At 69.4% G+C, this 20,778-nt stretch carries 15 protein-coding genes and 2 pseudogenes; 5 read left to right on the forward strand and 12 right to left on the reverse strand.

Annotated features, from left to right (window positions below; all coding sequences use genetic code 11):
* Nucleotides 1–43 precede the first annotated feature (43 nt).
* Nucleotides 44–1,441, reverse strand: a complete 1,398-nt coding sequence (locus tag NAMU_RS26440; RefSeq protein ID WP_012814030.1) for an IS1380-like element ISNml2 family transposase — start codon at nt 1,439–1,441, stop codon at nt 44–46.
* Nucleotides 1,442–1,542: 101 nt separating this feature from the next.
* Nucleotides 1,543–2,097: a recombinase family protein gene (locus NAMU_RS26445; protein ID WP_015750400.1), complete on the reverse strand. Its 555-nt coding sequence runs from the start codon at nt 2,095–2,097 to the stop codon at nt 1,543–1,545.
* A gap of 255 nt (nt 2,098–2,352) precedes the next feature.
* Between NAMU_RS26445 and NAMU_RS32055 the strand changes: the two are divergent.
* Nucleotides 2,353–3,566, forward strand: a pseudogene (locus NAMU_RS32055) (IS110 family RNA-guided transposase).
* Between the two features lie 57 nt (nt 3,567–3,623).
* On the opposite strand, the pseudogene istB reads toward NAMU_RS32055, so the two are convergent.
* Nucleotides 3,624–4,403: pseudogene (gene istB / locus NAMU_RS26455) on the reverse strand (IS21-like element helper ATPase IstB).
* The gene (istA, locus tag NAMU_RS26460) at nt 4,400–6,004 is read right to left on the reverse strand and encodes an IS21 family transposase (protein WP_015748251.1); all 1,605 of its coding nucleotides are present in this window, start codon (nt 6,002–6,004) and stop codon (nt 4,400–4,402) included. Before istA ends, istB begins: the two are co-directional and overlap by 4 nt.
* Nucleotides 6,005–6,361: 357 nt before the next feature.
* On the opposite strand from istA, the gene NAMU_RS26465 reads away from it, so the two are divergent.
* The gene (locus tag NAMU_RS26465; RefSeq protein WP_083785981.1) at nt 6,362–7,117 is read left to right on the forward strand and encodes a phosphatase PAP2 family protein; all 756 of its coding nucleotides are present in this window, start codon (nt 6,362–6,364) and stop codon (nt 7,115–7,117) included.
* A 297-nt stretch (nt 7,118–7,414) separates the two neighbouring features.
* Here the strand turns inward: NAMU_RS26465 and NAMU_RS26470 are convergent, their stop codons facing one another.
* Nucleotides 7,415–8,812 (reverse strand): IS1380-like element ISNml2 family transposase, encoded by a 1,398-nt coding sequence (locus NAMU_RS26470; protein WP_012814030.1) that lies wholly within the window; start codon nt 8,810–8,812, stop codon nt 7,415–7,417.
* Nucleotides 8,813–9,077: 265 nt separating this feature from the next.
* On the opposite strand from NAMU_RS26470, the gene NAMU_RS26475 reads away from it, so the two are divergent.
* Nucleotides 9,078–9,347, forward strand: a complete 270-nt coding sequence (locus NAMU_RS26475; RefSeq protein ID WP_015750402.1) for a hypothetical protein — start codon at nt 9,078–9,080, stop codon at nt 9,345–9,347.
* Between the two features lie 42 nt (nt 9,348–9,389).
* On the opposite strand, the gene NAMU_RS26480 is transcribed toward NAMU_RS26475, so the two are convergent.
* The gene (locus tag NAMU_RS26480) at nt 9,390–10,796 is read right to left on the reverse strand and encodes a glutamate decarboxylase (RefSeq protein WP_015750403.1); all 1,407 of its coding nucleotides are present in this window, start codon (nt 10,794–10,796) and stop codon (nt 9,390–9,392) included.
* Between the two features lie 135 nt (nt 10,797–10,931).
* On the opposite strand from NAMU_RS26480, the gene NAMU_RS29660 reads away from it, so the two are divergent.
* A complete protein-coding gene (locus tag NAMU_RS29660; RefSeq protein ID WP_015750404.1) occupies nt 10,932–11,120 on the forward strand; it encodes a hypothetical protein in 189 nt (62 codons plus the stop codon).
* Nucleotides 11,121–11,126: 6 nt separating this feature from the next.
* On the opposite strand, the gene NAMU_RS26485 is transcribed toward NAMU_RS29660, so the two are convergent.
* The 3 genes from NAMU_RS26485 to ilvA are packed head-to-tail and all read right to left on the reverse strand — an operon-like array spanning nt 11,127 to nt 16,362.
* Nucleotides 11,127–13,028, reverse strand: a complete 1,902-nt coding sequence (locus tag NAMU_RS26485; protein ID WP_015750405.1) for a hydantoinase B/oxoprolinase family protein — start codon at nt 13,026–13,028, stop codon at nt 11,127–11,129.
* Nucleotides 12,992–15,091 carry a hydantoinase/oxoprolinase family protein gene (locus NAMU_RS26490; protein WP_015750406.1) on the reverse strand — a complete coding sequence of 700 codons (2,100 nt, stop codon included), beginning with the start codon at nt 15,089–15,091 and terminating at the stop codon, nt 12,992–12,994. The genes NAMU_RS26485 and NAMU_RS26490 overlap by 37 nt, the downstream gene beginning before the upstream one ends.
* 8 nt (nt 15,092–15,099) lie before the next feature.
* A complete protein-coding gene (ilvA, locus tag NAMU_RS26495) occupies nt 15,100–16,362 on the reverse strand; it encodes a threonine ammonia-lyase IlvA (RefSeq protein WP_015750407.1) in 1,263 nt (420 codons plus the stop codon).
* 109 nt (nt 16,363–16,471) lie between these two features.
* Here ilvA and NAMU_RS26500 point away from each other — a divergent pair, with 109 nt between their 5' ends.
* The gene (locus NAMU_RS26500; protein ID WP_052308096.1) at nt 16,472–17,302 is read left to right on the forward strand and encodes a DeoR/GlpR family DNA-binding transcription regulator; all 831 of its coding nucleotides are present in this window, start codon (nt 16,472–16,474) and stop codon (nt 17,300–17,302) included.
* A gap of 9 nt (nt 17,303–17,311) precedes the next feature.
* On the opposite strand, the gene NAMU_RS26505 is transcribed toward NAMU_RS26500, so the two are convergent.
* The 3 genes from NAMU_RS26505 to NAMU_RS26515 form a co-directional block, all read right to left on the reverse strand.
* Nucleotides 17,312–18,565 carry an ROK family transcriptional regulator gene (locus tag NAMU_RS26505; RefSeq protein ID WP_015750409.1) on the reverse strand — a complete coding sequence of 418 codons (1,254 nt, stop codon included), beginning with the start codon at nt 18,563–18,565 and terminating at the stop codon, nt 17,312–17,314.
* 117 nt (nt 18,566–18,682) lie between these two features.
* On the reverse strand, nt 18,683–19,969 hold the full coding sequence (locus tag NAMU_RS26510; protein ID WP_015750410.1) for a sugar ABC transporter permease: 1,287 nt from the start codon (nt 19,967–19,969) through the stop codon (nt 18,683–18,685).
* Nucleotides 19,966–20,751: an ATP-binding cassette domain-containing protein gene (locus tag NAMU_RS26515; protein WP_015750411.1), complete on the reverse strand. Its 786-nt coding sequence runs from the start codon at nt 20,749–20,751 to the stop codon at nt 19,966–19,968. The genes NAMU_RS26510 and NAMU_RS26515 overlap by 4 nt, the downstream gene beginning before the upstream one ends.
* Between the last annotated feature and the right edge of the window lie 27 nt (nt 20,752–20,778).

Raw genomic sequence — 20,778 nt, forward strand, 5'->3', positions numbered from 1 at the left:
CCGGTTCGGGTCCTTGGTCGGAGATGGTGGTCGGGTCGGTGGGTCAGGTCAGTTGCGGCAGGTTCCGCAGCCGGGCCAGGCCGTGCAGGAGGAGGTCGCGGTGGGGTGCGTGCGCGGACAGGCGGAGCCAGGTACGGCGGGCTTTGCGGCCGATCCGGGCGGCGACGCTGAACAGTCGGTGCCGCAGCTTCTTGGGCTCCCAGGTCCGCGCCGGGGTGCCGGTGAAGGCGAGCATCTGCATCCATGCGGTCAGTTCGGTGGCCAGTTGCACGACCGCGATCCACACTTGATTCTGGGCAAAGTCGTTGAGGGGCAGGTTGTTCAGGCCGGTGTCCTTCGAGTTGCGGATCCGGTCCTCGCAGCGGGCGCGGCGCCGATGCCGCAGTTCCAGATCCGCGAGCTGTCCGCCTTTGGTGTTCGTGGCGAACGCGGTGAGCCGGTTGCCGTTCGAGTCGGTGAACTTCAGCTGGGCACCGGGATGGGGTCGTTCGGCGCGGACGATGACCCGCATGTCCTTGGGCCAGCCCTTGAGCTTGAGGACCCCGGTCAGTTCGGCCACCCAGGCCCCGTCCCGGGGCTCCTGGTCGGCGTTGTACGCGGGTGTCCACGCCGCCTCCGGCAGGGCGTCGACCTTGGCGGTGATGTCGGTGGTCAGGGTGAACCCGACCGAGTACTGGACCCGTTGCCGGGCCATCCAGTCCACGAACTCGTGGGTTCCGCCGGCCCCGTCGGTGCGGACCAGCACACCGCGGCCGGGCCGTCGGTCCGCCGTGGTGCAGGGCAGTTGCGCGAGCGCGGCCTTGACCACGCTGATGTGGTCGGCTGCGGTGTTGGAGCCGGCGTTGCCCGGCCTCAGCAGCATCGCCAGGGGTTCACCGGTGCCGTCCGGGCCGTGGTCGGCCCACGCGCCGATCGGGTGGAACCCGAAGCCCTTCTTGAATGTTGCTGCTGCCAGCTGCTTTTCGGAGTGCGCGGTGACCAGGGTGGCGTCCACGTCGACGACCAGCGGCGCCTTCGCCGACCGGTCATGGTTCGGTGCGGCGGGTCCGGCCAGCTTCCACGCCCGGGCGCGGGCTGCCGCCCGCGCGGTGTCGATCGCCTTCAGCGCTGCCGTCGCGTCCGAGGCGAGGGTGTCGATCAGCCGGGACACAGTCGGGTCGGACGCCACATGACCGAACACGGCGGGCTCGGCCCGCAGTTGGGCGATGTCGGCCAGGCAGTCACCGCCGATCGCCAGCGAGATCGCCAGGTCGAGCAGGATCTTGCCCGGGTCGTGCACCGCCATCGGCTTGCGCCACGGCCTCAACGCCGCCGACAACCCACGACCCAAACCGACCCTGTCCGCGGCCAAGGCCAGCAGCACCGACCCGCCGTGGGACACCACCCGCTTGCCGGTGGCATCGACTCGGAGCGACGGGTACAGCCCGGTAGACTTCCGCATCGGAAAGGTGCTCCTGGTTCTGGTTCGATTGGTCCCTCAGCAAGACCTATCTTCCCAGGTCAGAGCACCTTTCCTCATGATCAACACTCTGCCGATCAGAATTACGATGAAAGCGGCAGGCTAACACCGAACTCTCCCGCGATCTGGGCGACCGTGTATCGGCGGCGACCGTCCTCGCTGGTCTCGTCGTACATGTCGCGTGCCATCCGAGCCTGCCGCGGGCCGAGCTTCTTCTTCTGGCCTCCTGTGCGGCCGCGCGCCCGGGCTGCCTTGAGTCCGTCGATGGTTCGCTCGGAGATGAGCGCGCGCTCGAACTCCGCGATCGAACCAAGGATCTGAAAGAACATCCGTCCGACCGCGGTCGACGTGTCGATTCCCTGATCGAGCACCACCAAATCGACATCACGGATCCGCAGGTCCTCCGACAGCCGGTTCAAGTGGTCCAGTGAGCGCCCGAGCCTGTCCAACTTGGTCACGAGCAGTTGGTCACCCGCGCGGCTGGCGGCGATGAGCGCCTTGTCGAGCTCAGGGCGGCTGGCCAGCTTGCCACTCGCTCTGTCGATGAACACCTGGTCGCAGCCCGCGGCATCCAGAGCATCCTGCTGGGCTTCTGGTCGCTGGTCCCGAGTCGACACTCGTCCGTATCCGATCCGCATGGCCAGACGGTAACGCGAAGGTCCGACAGTGATGCTGTTATGGCGTCCTCTGGGGTTGTGACTCTGGGTCCGACCGACGCCCTGCTGGGCTGTCTTTCCGATGTTCCGTCCAACCCTGGGGGACGCGTTCCACCCGGGCTGCCGGGCTGGTTGGACATGACCTCATAGGGGCCTGGCCTCACCTGCTTGATCATTGTCCTGTCTGACCAGCCGGCCTGGTAGCCGCAAACGACAACGGATAGGACACCTGCTCTGATGACACCACCGGAGGTGATCGGCGGCGCCGACACCCACACCGACACACTGCACGTCGCCCTGATCACCACCCTTGGCCAGCAGCTCGCCGACCACGAGTTCCCGACCACCGCCGCCGGCTACACAGCGGCGATCACCTTTCTGACCGGCCAGGGCGCTCTGCAGCGAGTAGGGATTGAGGGCACCAGCTCCTACGGCGCGGGCCTGGCCACCGCCTGCCTGACTGCCGGGATCGAGGTGGTGGAGGTGAACAGTCCCAGCCGAGGTGACCGCCGCCGGCAGGGCAAGTCCGATCCGCTCGATGCCTTCCACGCCGCCCACGCGGTGCTGTCCGGCCGCGCGACCGCCGCACCGAAGGATCCCTCGATCGAGGCCATCCGCAGCCTGCACACCGCTCGCCGGTCGGCGGTCAAGGCCCGGACTGCGACGATGCAGCAGATCCACACCGGGCTGGTCCGCGCGCCTGAGCCGGTGCGCGGCAAGTACCGCGAGCTAACCGATTCGAAACTCGTCTCGGCGCTGGCCCGCTGCCGGCCCGCAACAGCCAGCGACCCGGTCGTTCGCAGTGTGCTGACCGCGCTGCGCAGCCTGGCTGAGCTGAGCGGCACCAGTTCCTCGGCGCTCAGATCAAGGAACTGGACTCAACTGTCGACGATCTGGTGACCACCGCGAACCCCGGGCTGCGGGCCAGCCATGGCGTCGGGTCCGACACCGCCGCGCAGCTGCTGATCACCGCCGGCGGCAACCCCGAACGCCTCGGGTCGGAGGCCTCGTTCGCCGCGCTGTGCGGCGTCGCACCCGTCCCGGCATCGTCGGGTCGGACGGTGCGGCACCGGCTGTCCCGCGGCGGGGACCGGCACGCGAACAACGCCCTGTACCGGATCGCGATCGTGCGAATGTCCAGCCACCCGCAAACCCGGGCCTACGTTGCTCGGCAGATCGCCGCCGGCCGATCGAAACCCGAAATCATCCGGATGTTGAAACGCGCCATCGCCCGCGAAATACATCGCCACCTCACCCGAGCGACCCCGGTACCGGCCTACGACGACCTCCGGCCAGCCCGACAGGCCCAGAACATCACCCTGACCGCCGCCGCGAACCACTTCGGTGTCTGGCCGATCGTGATCTCCCGCATCGAACGCGGACTCCAACGCCACGACCAACTCGCCAACCACTACCGCCAGTGGCTCGCCGCTCTGGCTATGTCAACTTGAGCTGGCCCCGGGGTGACGGTTTGATCTGGCCCCGTTCGGATTGGTTGCTCGGCCGTGCTACTTGCTCTTTGCGGCTCGGGCGTGGGCGAGCCGGTAGCTGGTGGTCCCGGTTTCGATGATTTGACCGGCGAAGGTGAGTCGGTCGACGATGGCGGCGCAGAGCCGGGGGTCGGTGAAGGTCTTCGTCCAACCTGAGAATGCTTCGTTGGAGGCGATGGCGATGGCGGACTTCTCTTCTCGTTCGGTGAGGACCTGGAACAGCAGTTCGGCGCCGCGGCGGTCGAGTTCCATGTAGCCAAGTTCGTCGATGCAGAGGAGGTCGACTCGGCCGTAGCGGGCGATCGTCTTCGACAGTTGTTTCTCGTCGGCAGCTTCGACGAGTTCGTTCACGAGCTTGGACGCCAGGGTGTAGCGGACCCGGTAGCCCTTCTCGGCGGCGGCGGTGCCGAGCGCGATCAGCAGGTGGGTTTTGCCGGTGCCGGAGTCGCCGATCAGGCACAGCGGTTGACCGGTCTTGACCCATGCGCAGGTCGCGAGCTGGTTGATGACCGCCGGCGTGATGGAGGTGTTGGCGGCGAAGTCGAACTCCTCGATCCGTTTCGGGCGAGGGAATCCGGCCGCGGTGATCTGCCGGATGGATCATCGTTTGTCCCGGTCATCGCACTCGGCCATGACCAGTTCGGCGAGGAATCCGAGGTAGGTCAGTTGTTCTCGTTCCGCCGCGGATGCGATCTCGCCGAACCGGGACCGGATCGTCGGCAATCGCAGCAGCCGGCAGGCGGAATCGACCGCAGCGACGGCGGCTTCCTCGGTGACGCCCCGTCGGGTCGCGGTCATGACGATTCCCTGGTCAGCAGCTCGTCGTACTGCGACACCGACGGCAACGGGCGCGAGTCGGCGGGCAGCTCCGCCAGGCGCCGCTCGGTCAGGCTGACCACCCGATCCCCGGCCGGTGTGGTGTTCGGTGATGCGATCACTGCGTCTGCGCTGCACTGGTGCGCGGTTTTGCGGGCCTGGACAGCGACGACGTCCGGGCTGACCGAGCCCACCGTGAGAGCGGCGGTGATCCCCGCGATCACATCGGAGGCGGCCAGGTGCCGGTGCAGCAGCAGCACCTCGATCAACGCTCGGGTGCCGCCGGAGTCACCATGAGCCTTGCGGGCGGCGGCCCAGAACGCCTCATGCGCCGCGGTGAACATTCCGGACGCGCGGGCCTGCACCAACGCGGTCGCGTTGGGCAGTGCGCCGGGTTTGCGTTGCAGCACCTCGAGGTAGTGGTCCAGGACCAGGGACTGGCCGCCCTTGAGCATGACCCGTTCATGGGTGGCGATGACGGTGCGACCGTCGAACGCGGTCACCGATGAAGCGCCGAGCTGCACCCGGACCCGGCGGCCGATGAACCGGGCCGGCACCGAGTAGTGCCGTTGCCGGACGGTCACCCGGGCATACCGGTCAACCCTGGGGGTCAGAGTCAGCCAGGTCGGGAACACCTCGGACGGCAACGGCCGCAGCGTGTCCCGTTCGAACGCCCAGTCCTGGGCGACGGTGTTGGTGCGGCTCGCGATCCGCCGGTAGTTATCCTTCGCGTCCGCCGCGACGAGCAGCTCATTGAGCTGCTCGATGGAGTCCACGACCGGCATCGGGACGCAGTGGTTGCGGCGGAACCGGCCGCCCTCGCCTTCGACGCCGCCCTTCTCGTGGGCACCTTCCTGCCCGGGGTGGCAGTAGAACGCATCGAACCCGAAATGGGATCGGAACGCCACCCACCGGCCGGATTCCTCCCGGCCACGACCGAACAGCACCCGGGACACCGCGGCTTTGAGGTTGTCGTAGCGGATCTTGTCGATCGGGGTGCCGCCCAGTTCGGTGAACGCGTGCACATGACCTTCCAGGAACGCCTCCTGGCCCTGGGTGGCGAACGCCCGGTGCACCGCCTTCCCGGAATACGACAGGCGCAGGGTGAACAGGAACGTCTTGGTCTTCACCCCGCGCAGCACGACCCACAGATCGGCAAAGTCGACCTCGGCCTCACCACCCGGCTCATGGGTCTGCGGGACGAAACCCTGCGACAAGGTCCGGCCGGCCGCGGCGGCGATCTCCGGGCGTCGCCGGGCGACGTAATCCCGCACCGTCGAGTACGACACATCGGCGGCGCCGTGTTCGTCGAGGAGCCGGTCCAGCACCCGCTTCGCGGTGTGGCGTTGCTTCCTCGGCGCGTCCAGGTCCGCCCGCAGCCAGTCGTCGATCGTGACCTTGAACGGTTCGAGCTTCCGGGAGACCCGCACCGGTGTCTTCCGCGGCGGCGGTAACGCACTGGCCATCGCCTGCCGAACGGTTCTGCGGTGCACGTGATGCCGATCAGCGAGCTCGCGGATCGACAATCCCTCGACCCGGGCGTCGCGCCGGATGACAGCGAACAACTCCACCCTCGACCCCATCCCTGCCCCTTCACCCGAGAACACCGAACAACTCGGATTCACCGTCGGGGTGGGGCCAGATCAAACCGTCACAACGCGCCCGGCGTGTCGAAGGTGGGGCCACTTCAAACCGTCACGCCTCGACCTGCCGACACCGGTGGTGGGGCCAAGTCGAACCGCCAACCCGGGGCCAGATCAGACTGTCAGGGCCACCGCTCCTTAGCTCCGTCCCCGTCCCGGGGTCTGTTCGTGCCGGACACGGCCTGGCAGACGACCACATGACGAACAGTCGCGGCGCTTGCGATCGGGGCGAAGGATCTTGATGTGCCTTGTCCATCTGCCGGTGACGCGCGGGTACGGTCGCCCGATGGTGACGTCATGAACGGCGCTGACCGGCCGGCTGAGGCACGTCCACACTCACGTCTCGCTCCGCACGGGTGGCGTCGCCCGGCGGTCGAGCTGGCCGGCCTAGCAATCGGACTGGTGTTGTTCTCGTGGTTGCACAATCGCGCAGGCACGGACGTCGCTGCAGCGACGGCGCACGCGCAGGCACTGCAATCCATCGAACGTTCGCTGCACCTGGACATCGAGCTGGCCGCCAACCAGTGGCTCGCCGAGCGACCGGCGCTGATACAGGCGGCAGCGCTGTACTACCGGTTGTACTACCTACCGCTGATCGGGGTGTTGCTGTGGGTGCTTTTCGCTCGTGCCGATGTGTATCCCAAGGTCCGTCGCACGTTCGTGGTCATGGCACCGCTGGCCCTGCTGATCTTCTGGCTCCTGCCGATGTCTCCGCCGCGGTTCGCCCTGCCAGGGATCGTCGACATCGTGGCCCAGCACGACCTGTTCGGGAATGACACCTCGCGCGATCTGACCACTGGCCAGAACCACTTCTCGGCAATGCCGAGCCTGCATGTCGGGTGGTCAGCGCTGTGCGCCTATACAGCGTGGCTGGCGCTGCGTGACAAACATCCGAGGTTCGGATTGCTCGTCTGGCTGTTTCCCATCGTGATGGTCGCCGTCGTCATCACGACCGGTAATCACTACGTCCTGGACGTGGTTGGAAGCGTGCTGCTGCTAATCATCTCGATCGCCGCGACAACAGTGTGGAATCGGTGGCGTCGCTCCCCATAGACAAACACCTAGCACATACTCCTCAACCCGACGAGTTCCGTTTGACAGACATAGGAGCATCAGCGTGACATAGTCGCGGACACGGCACGTGTTACACGGACGGCCGCACGGCTGGAGCCGATCTAGCCTCGATCTTTCTTCCGGTGGTCGGGCGGCCTCGTAGCCGTTCCTCATGATCATTTTTGTCCTCCTCTGTTGATCATGGGTTGGCTGCTGAACCCGTGGTCGCCTGGGTGGGCGCCGGGTTCCACTGCCCGGTTCGGGTCCTTGGTCGGAGATGGTGGTCGGGTCGGTGGGTCAGGTCAGTTGCGGCAGGTTCCGCAGCCGGGCCAGGCCGTGCAGGAGGAGGTCGCGGTGGGGTGCGTGCGCGGACAGGCGGAGCCAGGTACGGCGGGCTTTGCGGCCGATCCGGGCGGCGACGCTGAACAGTCGGTGCCGCAGCTTCTTGGGCTCCCAGGTCCGCGCCGGGGTGCCGGTGAAGGCGAGCATCTGCATCCATGCGGTCAGTTCGGTGGCCAGTTGCACGACCGCGATCCACACTTGATTCTGGGCAAAGTCGTTGAGGGGCAGGTTGTTCAGGCCGGTGTCCTTCGAGTTGCGGATCCGGTCCTCGCAGCGGGCGCGGCGCCGATGCCGCAGTTCCAGATCCGCGAGCTGTCCGCCTTTGGTGTTCGTGGCGAACGCGGTGAGCCGGTTGCCGTTCGAGTCGGTGAACTTCAGCTGGGCACCGGGATGGGGTCGTTCGGCGCGGACGATGACCCGCATGTCCTTGGGCCAGCCCTTGAGCTTGAGGACCCCGGTCAGTTCGGCCACCCAGGCCCCGTCCCGGGGCTCCTGGTCGGCGTTGTACGCGGGTGTCCACGCCGCCTCCGGCAGGGCGTCGACCTTGGCGGTGATGTCGGTGGTCAGGGTGAACCCGACCGAGTACTGGACCCGTTGCCGGGCCATCCAGTCCACGAACTCGTGGGTTCCGCCGGCCCCGTCGGTGCGGACCAGCACACCGCGGCCGGGCCGTCGGTCCGCCGTGGTGCAGGGCAGTTGCGCGAGCGCGGCCTTGACCACGCTGATGTGGTCGGCTGCGGTGTTGGAGCCGGCGTTGCCCGGCCTCAGCAGCATCGCCAGGGGTTCACCGGTGCCGTCCGGGCCGTGGTCGGCCCACGCGCCGATCGGGTGGAACCCGAAGCCCTTCTTGAATGTTGCTGCTGCCAGCTGCTTTTCGGAGTGCGCGGTGACCAGGGTGGCGTCCACGTCGACGACCAGCGGCGCCTTCGCCGACCGGTCATGGTTCGGTGCGGCGGGTCCGGCCAGCTTCCACGCCCGGGCGCGGGCTGCCGCCCGCGCGGTGTCGATCGCCTTCAGCGCTGCCGTCGCGTCCGAGGCGAGGGTGTCGATCAGCCGGGACACAGTCGGGTCGGACGCCACATGACCGAACACGGCGGGCTCGGCCCGCAGTTGGGCGATGTCGGCCAGGCAGTCACCGCCGATCGCCAGCGAGATCGCCAGGTCGAGCAGGATCTTGCCCGGGTCGTGCACCGCCATCGGCTTGCGCCACGGCCTCAACGCCGCCGACAACCCACGACCCAAACCGACCCTGTCCGCGGCCAAGGCCAGCAGCACCGACCCGCCGTGGGACACCACCCGCTTGCCGGTGGCATCGACTCGGAGCGACGGGTACAGCCCGGTAGACTTCCGCATCGGAAAGGTGCTCCTGGTTCTGGTTCGATTGGTCCCTCAGCAAGACCTATCTTCCCAGGTCAGAGCACCTTTCCTCATGATCAACACTCTGCCGATCAGAATTACGATGAAAGCGGCAGGCTAGTGGGCCGCCCGGGCTGTCCCCCGATCGGAGGAGGTCGGTTCCTCCGGCGGGTCGGCCGATCGGCCGACCCAGCGAGCCGACCGTGGACGGGAAGCTCAAGGCACGGCCACGACAGGCCGGAGATTCGATGAGGAGCCCGCCATGCCCAGCCCGCTGAACCAGACCGGCAACACCCCGAACGAGACCGCGAACCAGACCGGACGGCGCAGCGCCAACCCGCTGCGGCTGGCCCTGGCCGGGGCGGCCCTGATGGTGGCGATGCTCTTTCAGTTCCTGCGCTCGGTGCCGGACTGGTCGGCGGTCACCGCCGACCCGGCCGGGTTCGCCAGCAGTCACGTGTGGCCGCTGGCCGGCCTGGTGGTCGGTGGCGTGCTGGTCGTCGTCGGGGTGGTCCAGGGCCTGCGGCGTTGAGCCGCCGGCCCCGGACCGGGCCCCGCGCCCGGTCAGCCCAGCTCAGTGCCGGAAGCCGGACGGCCCGCTCATCGCGGCCGACGTCGATTCCTCGTTCAGCGACTGCACGGCGCCCTTGAGCTCCTGGAAGAACAGGTGCGCCATGTCCTGGGAGAACCCGTTACGCACGACGATGCGCAGGACGGCCAGATCCTCGCGGTGCTCGGGGAAGGTGTAGGCGGGCACCTGCCATCCGCGCTCGCGCATGCGGCGGGAGAGCGCGAAGACGTCCCAGCCGGTGACCGACTCGGACGTGGTGAAGGCGAAGACCGGCAGCTGGTCGCCCTTGGTGATCAGCCGGAATTCGGGCAGTTCGCCGATCTGCTCGGCCAGGTTCATCGCCACGTTGCGACTGGCCTGCTGGACGTCGACGTAGCCGGAGCGACCGAGCCGGAAGAAGCAGTAGTACTGGGCGATGACCTCGGACCCGGGCCGGGAGAAGTTCAGCGCGAAGGTGGGCATGTTCCCGCCCAGGTAGTTCACGTTGAACACCAGCTCGTCGGGCAGATGGTCCTTGTCCCGCCACACGACCCAGCCGACACCGGGGTAGACCAGCCCGTACTTGTGGCCCGAGGTGTTGATGGAGGAGACCCGCGGGAGGCGGAAATCCCACTCCAGATCGGGGTCCAGGAACGGCGCGATCATGCCGCCGGAGGCGCCGTCCACGTGCACCGGAACGTCCGGACCGCCGCTGGCGGCCAGCTTGTCCAGGGCGGCGGCGATCTCGGCGACCGGCTCGTAGCTGCCGTCGAAGGTGGAACCCAGGATGGCGACGACGCCGATGGAGTTCTCGTCGACCGCGGCCACCGCACCGTCGGCGTCCAGGTGGAACCGCTCACCCTCCATCGGCACGATCTTGGGCTCGACGTCCCAGTAGCGACAGAACTTCTCCCAGCAGACCTGGACGTTGGCGCCCATCACCAGGTTGGGCTTGCGGACGTTCAGGTCGCCGCCCTCGGCCCGGACCTTGGCCTCCCAGCGGCGCTTGAGCGCCATGCCGGCCAGCATGCAGGCCTCGCTGGACCCGGTGGTCGAGCAGCCCGTCGCGTCGTCGGGGGAGGGCGCGTGCCACAGGTCGGCGATGATCCCGACGCAGCGCCGCTCGATCTCCGCGGTCTGCGGGTACTCGTCCTTGTCGATCATGTTCTTGTCGGCGCAGTCCGACATCAGCTGCTTGGCCTGGGGCTCCATCCACGTGGTGACGAAGGTGGCCAGGTTCAGCCGGGCGCTGCCGTCCAGCAGCAGCTCCTCCCGGATGAGCTGGTAGGCGATGTCCGGGGGGACCGGATCCTCGTTGAGGGAGATCTCCGGGAGCGCGAAGGCGTCGCCGACGGCCGGCGAGGCCAACGTGGCCATCGGATTCGTGTGCGGGGGGTGAGTCGGCTCGGACGAACCGGTATGCAGGGCCATGCGCGTGAGTATCACGGAGCCGAAGATGGCTCGCGTCGTCCTGGCCGGGTGAGTACCCGAAAGGGTTCCGGTCCGGGCCGACCCGTGGCATGCTGTCACCATCGATTCCGACAATTAGTGCATATAGGAGGAATCATGTCTGACGCTCACCATGACCTTCGCTGCCGGCTGGGCCGGCACCACTACGTCGGCGTGATGGACGACAACCCCGAAAAGCGGGGCGGCTCGCACCTGGAGTGCACGCGTTGCGGACACATCAAGGACGTCAACGAATACGGCCCTCCGCCGCCGGGAACCGCCCTTGGCACGGTCGGCGGCGGCTGAGCCGGCTCAGCGGTGGTCCACCTCGGCCCAGGAGCGTCCACCCGACAGGCGGGAGTACCCGGGACCACGGTCGAACATCGGTTCCTCCCCCGCGCGGTCGGCCACCAGCGTCGCGCGCAGGGAAGCGGTGGCCGGTCCGTCCACGCCCAGGGTGTCGGCGCCGGCGTCGGGTGAGCCGGTCAGCACCACGCCGTAGTCCCGTCGCGCACCGTCGACGGAGACCTTGCGCCACTGCACGTCCCGCAGCACCTCGACGACCGGCCGGGTCAGCGGGTCGCCCCACCCGCCGCCACCGGTCGTGCGGATGCGGATGATCTCCCCGGCGCGCACCGGCTCGGCGTCGGCCAGGGCATCGACGGCGCGCTCGTGCGGTCCGCCCGGGTCGATGACCACCTCGAACGGCCGGCCGGCCCGGCCGCCGGCCACGCCCCAGCAGGACAAAATCGATCGGTCGGCGATCGACATGAAGTGGGCGTCCACCAGCATCCGGATGTGCTTGTCGTAGCCCAGGCCGCCCCGGTGCCGGCCGGGCCCGCCGGAGTCGACGGCCAGGCCCAGGCGTTCGACGACGAACGGGAAGCGGGCCTCGGAGAACTCGGTCGGCAGGTTTCGCGAGTCCGGGACGACGTGCACGGTGTCCTCGCCGTCGGCGTAGGGCCGGCCGCCGGACCCGCCGCCGAGCACCTCGCGCATCAGGTACGGCCGTCCGTCCAGGTCGGTGCCGTAGACGCCGGTGTAGCGGATGGTCTCCTGATCGGCCGGCATCCGGCCGCCGACCGCCTTGGCCAGCACCCCGGTCAGCACGCCGAGCAACCGCAGGATGACGAACGTGCGCGCGTTGGTCGGCGCCGGAAAGATCGGCGTGAGCAGGGTGCCCTTGGGGGGGAACCGCAGCTCGAGCAGCGGCACCACCCCTTCGTTGGCGTTCAGCTGGGCCATCCGCTCCGGCGAATCGGCCAGATTCCGCAGCACCGGGGCCAGCCACTTGGCCAGGAACACCCCGTCGGCGTAGTCGGCGCAGTGGTTGATCGGGCCGCGGGCCTGCGGCGAGGTTCCGGTGAAGTCCAGGATCAGCCGGGCGCCGCTCACCCCGTCGCCGTCGGAGAGCTTGGTCAGGGTAATGCGCTGGGCGTGCAGCCGGGGCGGGTCGACGCCGTCGTGCTCGGCGTAGTCCTCCCAGACGTACTGCCCGTCCGGGATCTTGCTCAGCAGCTCGGTCCGGTACGCGCGGGTGGTCGCCGACAGGATGGCCGCGAACGCGGCCTCCACCGCGGATCGCCCGTACCGGTCGAACAGGTCGGCGATCCGGCGCGCGCCCATCAGGCAGGCGCTGCACTCGGCGTCCAGGTCGGCCGAGAGCGACTCGGGCATCCGGGAGTTGCGGGTCATGATCTTCAGCGCGGCCTCGTTGGGCACGCCGGCCGCCCACAGCTTGATCGGCGGCACCATCAGGCCCTCCTCGAACACGCTGGTGGCGTGCGAGGGCATGGAACCGGGCACGGTGCCGCCGATGTCGTCGTGATGGCCGAACGCCTGCACGAACGCGACGACCTGCCCGTCATGGAAGACGGGCACGGTGACGCACAGGTCGGGCAGGTGCCCGATGCCACCCTCGGACAGGTAGACGTCGTTGTGGAAGAAGACGTCGCCCGGCACCATGGTGGCGATCGGGTAGTCCCGGACGACCGGTTGCACGAGCGCCGAGTACGACCGGCCGGTCAGCTTGCGCATGTGCACGTCGTGGATGCCGACCCGGAAGTCGTGGGCGTCGCGGATCATCGGCGAGCGCGCGGTACGCCCGATCGCGGTCTCCACCTCGGACTCGACCGAGGCCAGGGTGCCGGCGACGATCTCGACCAGGATCGGATCGCTCACCGGTTCGTCCTGGTCAGCAGCAGGTTGCCCCATCGGTCCACCTCCGCCCGGAATCCCGGATGCACCGGCACGGTCGAGCCGAACTCCTGGATCACCGCGGGCCCGTCGACGACGTCGCCGGCACGCAACTCACCCCGGTCGTAGAGCGGGGTGTCCACCCAGTCCCCGAACCGCACCCGGCGCACCCCGATCGCCACGGGAGCGCCCGTGGTGGCGGGGATCTCGGGCACCGGTGGTCGCTCGATCGGCCCGATCCCGGTGACCCGCAGATTGACCCACTCGACCGGCTGGTCGCTTCGGTCGCGAAAGTCGTACCCGTAGAGCGCGTGGTGGGCCCGGTGGAACCGCGCCACCACCGCATCGGCCCAGTCCCGGTCGATCGGCCCGTCGGGGCCGCGCACTCCGACCTCGTAGGCCTGACCGACGTAGCGCAGGTCGGCCACCCGCTGCAGCACCCCGGTCGACCGGTCGAATCCCTCCCGCCGCAACGCATCTCCGACCCGCGACAGCAGCAGGTCGTAGGTCAGGGCCAGCTCGGTCGGGTCCAGGTCGTCGTCCCGCTGCACCCAGGTCCGCAGGTCGTCGCAGCGCACGTCGACGGTGAGCAGGCCGTAGGCACACACGTTGCCCGGATCGGGCGGCACCAGCACCGTCGGCGAGCCGAGCAGGTCCAGCAACCGGCAGGCCAGCAGCGACCCGGATCCGCCGAAGGTGACCAGGGGGAAGTCGCGGACGTCCAGGCCACGCCCGGTGGTGATGCGGCGCAACGCATTGGCCTGGTTCCAGGCGAAGATCTCGAGAATGCCGGCGGCGCAGTCCGGTCCGGTCAGGCCCAACTCGGTGGCCACCGGGTCGACGGCCGCGGCGGCGGCCGCCGGATCCAGCGGCACGGCGCCGCCGAGCAGATGCGGCGGGATGCGCCCGAGCAGCACGGCCGCATCGGTGACCGTCGGCTCGGTCCCGCCGCGGCCATAACAGGCCGGGCCGGGCGACGCCCCGGCGGATCGGGGCCCCACCTTGAGGGTCCGCTCCGGCGAGACCCAGGCGATCGATCCGCCGCCGGCGCCGACCGTGACCACGTCGACCATCGGTACCCGGACCGGGAAGTCCCCGACCCAGGCGTCGGTCGTCACCGCCGGGCGGCCGTCCCGGACGACGGCGACATCGGTGGAGGTGCCGCCACCGTCGCAGGTGACGATCGAGTCGAAACCGGCCCGGTGTGCGATGGCCGCCGCCCCCAGCACGCCGGCCGCCGGCCCGGACAGCACGGTGCTGATCGGCTGCTCGACGACCTCGGCGACCGAGAGCACCCCGCCGTTGGACCGCATCACCGAGAACGGGATCGAGTGGTCCCCGGCCAGCCCGGCCAACCGGTCCTCGATCCGCGAGATGTAGCCGGCCACGGTCGGTTTCACCGCCGCGTCGACCAGGGTGGTCATCGCCCGCTCGTACTCGCGGTACTCGGGCAGGACCTGGCTGGACAGGGACACCATTGCCTGCGGGTATTCCCGGGCGATGATCTGCGCCAGCCGGCGCTCGTGCCGGTCGTCGGCGTAGGCGTGCAGCAGGCAGACCCCGATGGCCTCGACGCCGCGGGCCCGCAGGTACCTCACCGCCGCCACCGCGGAATCCTCGTCGAACGCGCGGATCTCGCGGCCGCTGAAATCCAGCCGGCCACCGACGGTGCGCACCAGATCGGCCGGCACGATGCGCGGCGGCTTCACCCAGAAGTAGGAGTTGCCGTAGCCCTCGGGCACCGACTGCCGGGCGATCTCCAGGATCGACTCGTAGCCCTCGGTGGTGATCAGGCCGAGCGAGCCGACCGCGCCCTGCAACAGCTGGTTGGTGGCCACCGTGGTGCCGTGCCGCACCGAGTCCACCTCGTCCGAACCGGCGGCCAGCAGCGCCAGCGCCGCAGCCAGCCCGCGAACGAACGCCGTGGACGGATCGTCGGGCGTGGACGGGGTTTTCGTGCTGACCCGGCGGCCGGTGGCGGTGTGCACGGCCACCACGTCGGTGAACGTGCCCCCGGTGTCGATGCCGATCCTGATGCCAGTCCGGATGCCGGGCCCGTTCCCGGCGGCAGGGTTCGCCATCGCCGGCCTCAGGTCAGGAAGCGGTAGGCCGCGGAACTCGGATCGATCCGCTCGACCTCCATGGAGGCCTGGGCCATCCGCTCGAGCAGGCCGGGCAGACCGTCCGCGGCACCGATCTCGATGCCGACCAGGGCCGGCCCGGTCTCCCGGTTGTTGCGCTTGACGTATTCGAACAGGGTGATGTCGTCGTCCGGGCCGAGCACCTCGTCCAGGAACCGCCGCAGGGCGCCCGGTTCCTGCGGGAAGTTGACCAGGAAATAGTGCTTGAGCCCCAGGTGCACCAGGGATCGTTCGAGAATCTCGCCGTAGCGGGAGACGTCGTTGTTGCCGCCGCTGACCATGGCCACCACGGTCGAGCCCGGGGTCAGGTCCAGGCCGCGCAACGCGGTCGCGGCCAGCGCGCCGGCTGGCTCGGCCACGATGCCCTCGTTCTGGTACAGCCCCAGCATCTCGGTGCAGATCGCGCCCTCGTCGATGGCGACCATCTCGATCGCGGCCCCGGCGACGATCCGGTAGGGCAGCTCGCCGATCCGGCGCACCGCGGCGCCGTCGACGAACGGGTCCAGGGTGTCCAGCCGCACCGGACCGCCGGCCGCCAACGCGGCCTGCATCGACGGCGCCCCGGCCGGTTCGGCCCCGATGACCCGGACCTGCGGGGCCCGTTCGCGCAGGTAGGTGACGAAGCCGCTGAGCAGACCCCCGCCACCGACCGGCACCACGATCGCGTCGGGCAGCCGGCCCAGCTGCTGCAGCAGTTCGCGGACCACGGTGCCCTGCCCGGCGATGGTCCGGGCGTCGTCGAACGGGGCGACGGGCACCGCCCCGGATTCGGCGGCGTGCTCGGCGGCAGCCGCGGCGGCATCGTCGAACGTGTCGCCGATCATCACCAGCTCGACCATGCCCGCGCCGTGCGAGAGGATGCGGTCCCGCTTCTGCCGGGGCGTGGTGTTGGGCAGGTAGATCCGGCCCTTGATGTCCAGGGCCCGGCAGGCGAAGGCGACCCCCTGAGCGTGGTTGCCGGCACTGGCGCAGACCACGCCCGCGGCCCGTTCGGACGGGGTCAGCTGGGCCATCAGGTTGTAGGCGCCGCGCACCTTGTAGGAGCGGACCACCTGCAGATCCTCGCGCTTGAGCAGGACGGTGACCCCGAGTTCGGCGCTGAGCCGGGCGCACTCCTCCAGCGGGGTGACGGCGGCGACGCCGTGCAGCCGTCGGGCCGCGGCGTCGATGTCGGCCGCCCGCACCGGGGGCGGCGCGCTGGTGTCCACCATCGGTCGATCTTGTCACGGGTCCGCGTCACCGGGACCGTCGCGAACCCGATCGCCGGCCATATTCAACATGTCACAACATCGCAACGTTCGATTCGGTACGTTTGGCGACGTGCTCGCCGCGATGCGCCAGGCCAAGATCCTGGAAGAGGTCCGCCGGACCGGGGGTGCCCGGGTCGCCCAGCTGACCGCACTGCTGGGCGTCTCGGACATGACGGTCCGCCGGGACCTGGAGACGCTGGACCGCAAGGGCCTGCTGTCCAAGGTGCATGGCGGGGCGACCGCGATGGAGACGGCCAGCGCCGTCGAGCCGGGCTTCGAGGTCACCAGCCTGCGCGAGGTGCCCGAGAAGGAGGCCATCGCCACCCGGGCGGCCGAGCTGGTCCGGCCGGGCATGGCCATCGCCATCACCGCCGGCAGCACGACATGGACGCTGGCCCGGCACCTGGGCGACATCGCCAACCTGACCGTGGTCACCAACTCGCTCAAGGTCGCCGAGGTGCTGCACGGCCGCCAGCGCCCCGACCTGACCGTCGTGCTCACCGGTGGGTTGCGCACCCCGTCCGACGGCCTGGTCGGACCCGTTGCCGTGCAGGCCATCCGGTCGCTGCACGTGGACATGGTGATCATGGGCGTGCACGGCATCGACGAGCGCGCGGGGCTGACCACGCCGAACCTGCTGGAGGCCGAGACGAACCGGGCGCTGGTCGAATCGGCCCGCCGGCTGGTGGTGGTGGCCGATCACACCAAGTGGGGCGTGGTCGGGCTGGCCCAGATCGCCCCGCTGCGCGCGGTCACCACCCTGCTCACCGACGACCGGCTGCCCGCCCACGCCGCCGAGGTGCTCTCCGAGCAGGTCCCCGAGGTCATCATCATCCCGACCAGCGAACCGGAGTTCGATCCGGACGAGGATCCGGACGAGGCGGACGACACCGAGCGCTGACCGCGTGGGTCAGCCGGCGCTGTCCGGACCGGCGTGCCGGATCCGGGCCAGCGTGGGGTCGGCGATCAGCTGGGCGATGCCCACGTGCGCGGCCCCCAGCGAGGCGGCGTCGAATTCCAGTTCGGAGAACTCGACCCGGCTGACCGCCCCGGCCAGCACCCGCGAGCGCAACTCGGCCAGTACCGGCTCGCGGATGTACTCGCGCAACACCGAGAAATGACCGCCCAGCACGAAGGTGTCGGGGTTGAGGATGTTGGACAGCACGGACATGCCGATGCCCAGCCAGTGGGCCTGCTCGGCGATCGCATCCAGCACCTGACGGTCACCGTCGGCCGCCCGCTGCTTGATCCGCACCAGCTCGGCCCGCAGGTCGGCCGGGTGCTTGCTGATCGCATCGCCGCAGACCGCGTCGAGCAGGGCGGACAGGCTCACCGCGGTCTCCCAGCAGCCGCGGCGCCCGCAGCCGCACTGGCGGTCCGGCGAGCCCAGCGCGATGTGCCCGACCTCACCGGCGAAACCGGCGGCGCCCCGGACGATCCGGCCGTCGACGATCATGCCCGCGCCGACCCCCACGGCGCCGGCCAGGTAGAGCAGGTTCTGCGAGCCGGACGAGTCAGACGTCGCGTAGTGGGCCATCGCGCCCATGTTGGCGTCGTTGTCGACGCCGATCCGGGCGTCGTTCCACTGCAGGCGACCCATCAGGGTGTGCACGATGTCCACGTCACGCCAGTGCAGGTTGGGGGCCAGCGCGAGCATGCCGGCATCGGCGTCGATCAGGCCGGGCACGGCCAGATGCAGGCTCTGCACCTGATCCACCCGGCTGCCCGCCTCGGCGACCAGCGAGCGGGCCAGGTCGGCCACCTCCCCCAACGCCCGGGCCGGACCGAGCTCGGCCATCGACCGGCTCAGCCGTTGCCGGGCCAGCACCCGGCCGGGCAGATCCAGCACCATGCCCGAGATGTCGTCGACCTGCAGCTCGATGCCCAGGAACCGCACGCCGTCCGGGTCGAGCTCGACGGCCCGTCCGGGGCGTCCCAGACCGCTGCGCTCGACCGTGCCCTCCACCACCAGGCTGCGTTCGATCAGTTCGGCCACCAGGCTGGAGACGGTGGCCTTGGTCAGCCCGGTGTCCTGCGCCAGCCGGGCCCGGGACCGGGCCCCGCCGACGGCCAGGTTGCGCAGCAACAAGGACAGGTTGAGCCGGCGGACCGTGGCCTGATCGGCGGGGGTCGATCCGGCGCTGGATCGAACGGCGATCGGCACTGACCAACCCTTCGCTGAGACGGTGAGCGCGAGAGCCCGGGATAGGAGAAGCAGGCGGCCTGCGGGGTTGCCGACCTCCCCCGGGGTCGATCGCCCCGGGGGAGGTCCGGCCGGTCGTCAGCGACCGGCGCTGGCCCGCCGCCGGCGGCTGATCGCGTCCACGCTGGCGGCCAACAGCAGCACCAGACCGGTCACGATGTACTTGATGTAGGCCTGGAGGCCGAGCAGGCCCAGACCGTTGTCGATCACCGCGATGACCAGACCACCGATGATGGCGTCCCGGGCCTTGCCCTTGCCGCCGAACAGCGAGGTGCCACCGATGACGGCCGCGGCCACCGCGTACAGCAGGGTGTTGCCGGCACCGGCGTCCGGGGTCACCGAGTTCAGCCGGGACGCGGCGATGATGCCGGAGATCACGGCCATGGCCGAGCTGATCACGAAGCACGCGATGGTGATCTGACCGACCCGGATACCGGCCCGGCGGGCGGCCTCGGCGTTGCCGCCGACCGCGTAGACGTGCCGGCCGAACGCGGTGCGGTTCTGGATGAAGGTCCAGAACACGAGCAGCACACCGACGATCGGCGCGATCCAGGGGATGCCCTCCAGCGGAATGGTGCCCTTGGAACGGTTCTGGGACAGCAGGAAGGTCGCGCCCAGCAGCAGCACCGCGATGACCACGATGCGCAGCACGATGACCTGCAGCGGCGGGGTGACCAGGTTGGCCGACCGCCGGCGTTGGTAGACAACCAGATTGATCCCGGCGTAGGCGGCGATCGAGGCGATCACCACGATCCAGCCCAGAGTCACCGGCATGTTGCCGTTGGAGACGGCGACGATGACCTCGTTGTTGATCGGCACGGTGCCACCGGTGCCGATGATCCACAGCAACACACCCTGGTAGGCCAGGAAGGTGGCCAGGGTGACCACGAACGAGGGGATGCCGACCGCGGAGACCAGCACACCGGTGAACACACCCATGACCACGCCGACCAGCAGCGCGATCAGGATGGTCAGGTACCAGGGCAGGCCCTTGAGCAGCATCTCGGCCATGACCCCGGCGCCGACCCCGCCGATCACGCCGGCGGACAGGTCGATGTGGCCGAGCAGCAGGACGAACCCGATGCCCATGGCCAGGACGCAGATCGACCCGGCCTGGGTCAGCAGGTTGGCCAGGTTGAAGGTGGACAGGAAGGTGCCCGGGGCGGCGATCGTGAAGACGATCAGCAGCACCACCAGGCCCAGGATGGCGGGCAGCGAACCGACGTCGCCGGCCCGCAGCTTGTTGGTGTACTGCTGCCAGTACTGGCCGAGGGAGACCGGGCCGGCGGCGTCGCCGGCGAACATCGCCCGGGCCTCGACGTCGTCGACCGGCTTGGTGACCTCGACCTTCTTCGGGGTGGTCATGCGGACTCCTGCGCAACCGCGGCGGACAGGCCGATCGAACCCGACCGGCCACTGGTGATCAGTTCGACGATCTGGCCGGTGGACACGTCCTTGGCGGCCACGTCGGCGGCGACCCGGCCCAGGTACAGCGCGGTGATCCGGTCGCTGACCTCCTTGACGTCGTTCATGTTGTGGCTGATCAGCAGGACGCCCAGGCCGTTGTCGGCCAGCCGCCGGACCAGGTCCAGCACCTGCCGGGTCTGCGCGACACCCAGTGCGGCGGTGGGCTCGTCGAGCAGCACGACCTTGGAGTTCCACAGCACGGACTTGGCGATGGCCACGGTCTGCCGCTGGCCACCGGAGAGGCTGGCGACCAGCTGGCGGACCGAGGTCACGGTCCGCACGGACAGCGAGGCCAGGGTGTCCCGGGCCTTGATCTCCATCTGGGCCTCGTCGAGCACCAGGCCGGACTTGGGTTCGCGGCCCAGGAACATGTTCTGGACGATGTCCAGGTTGTCGCACAGCGCGAGATCCTGGTACACGATCTCGATGCCCAGGTGCGCGGCGTCGCGTGGATTGGCCACACTGACCTGGTTCGACTCGAAAAGATAATCGCCACTGTCGATGCCGTGGATACCGGCCACGCACTTGACGAGAGTGGACTTGCCCGCGCCGTTGTCGCCGACCAGGGCGGTGACCTGACCCGGGTAGATCTTCAGATCGACCCCGTGCAACACCTGCACGGCGCCGAAACTCTTGTTCACCCCCCGAAGTTCGAGGATCGGGGTGCTCGGATCTGTCATTGGGCCGCTCCTTGGCCTCGGCGGGGA

The sequence above is a fragment of the Nakamurella multipartita DSM 44233 genome (assembly GCF_000024365.1).
Taxonomy (GTDB): Bacteria; Actinomycetota; Actinomycetes; order Mycobacteriales; family Nakamurellaceae; genus Nakamurella; species Nakamurella multipartita.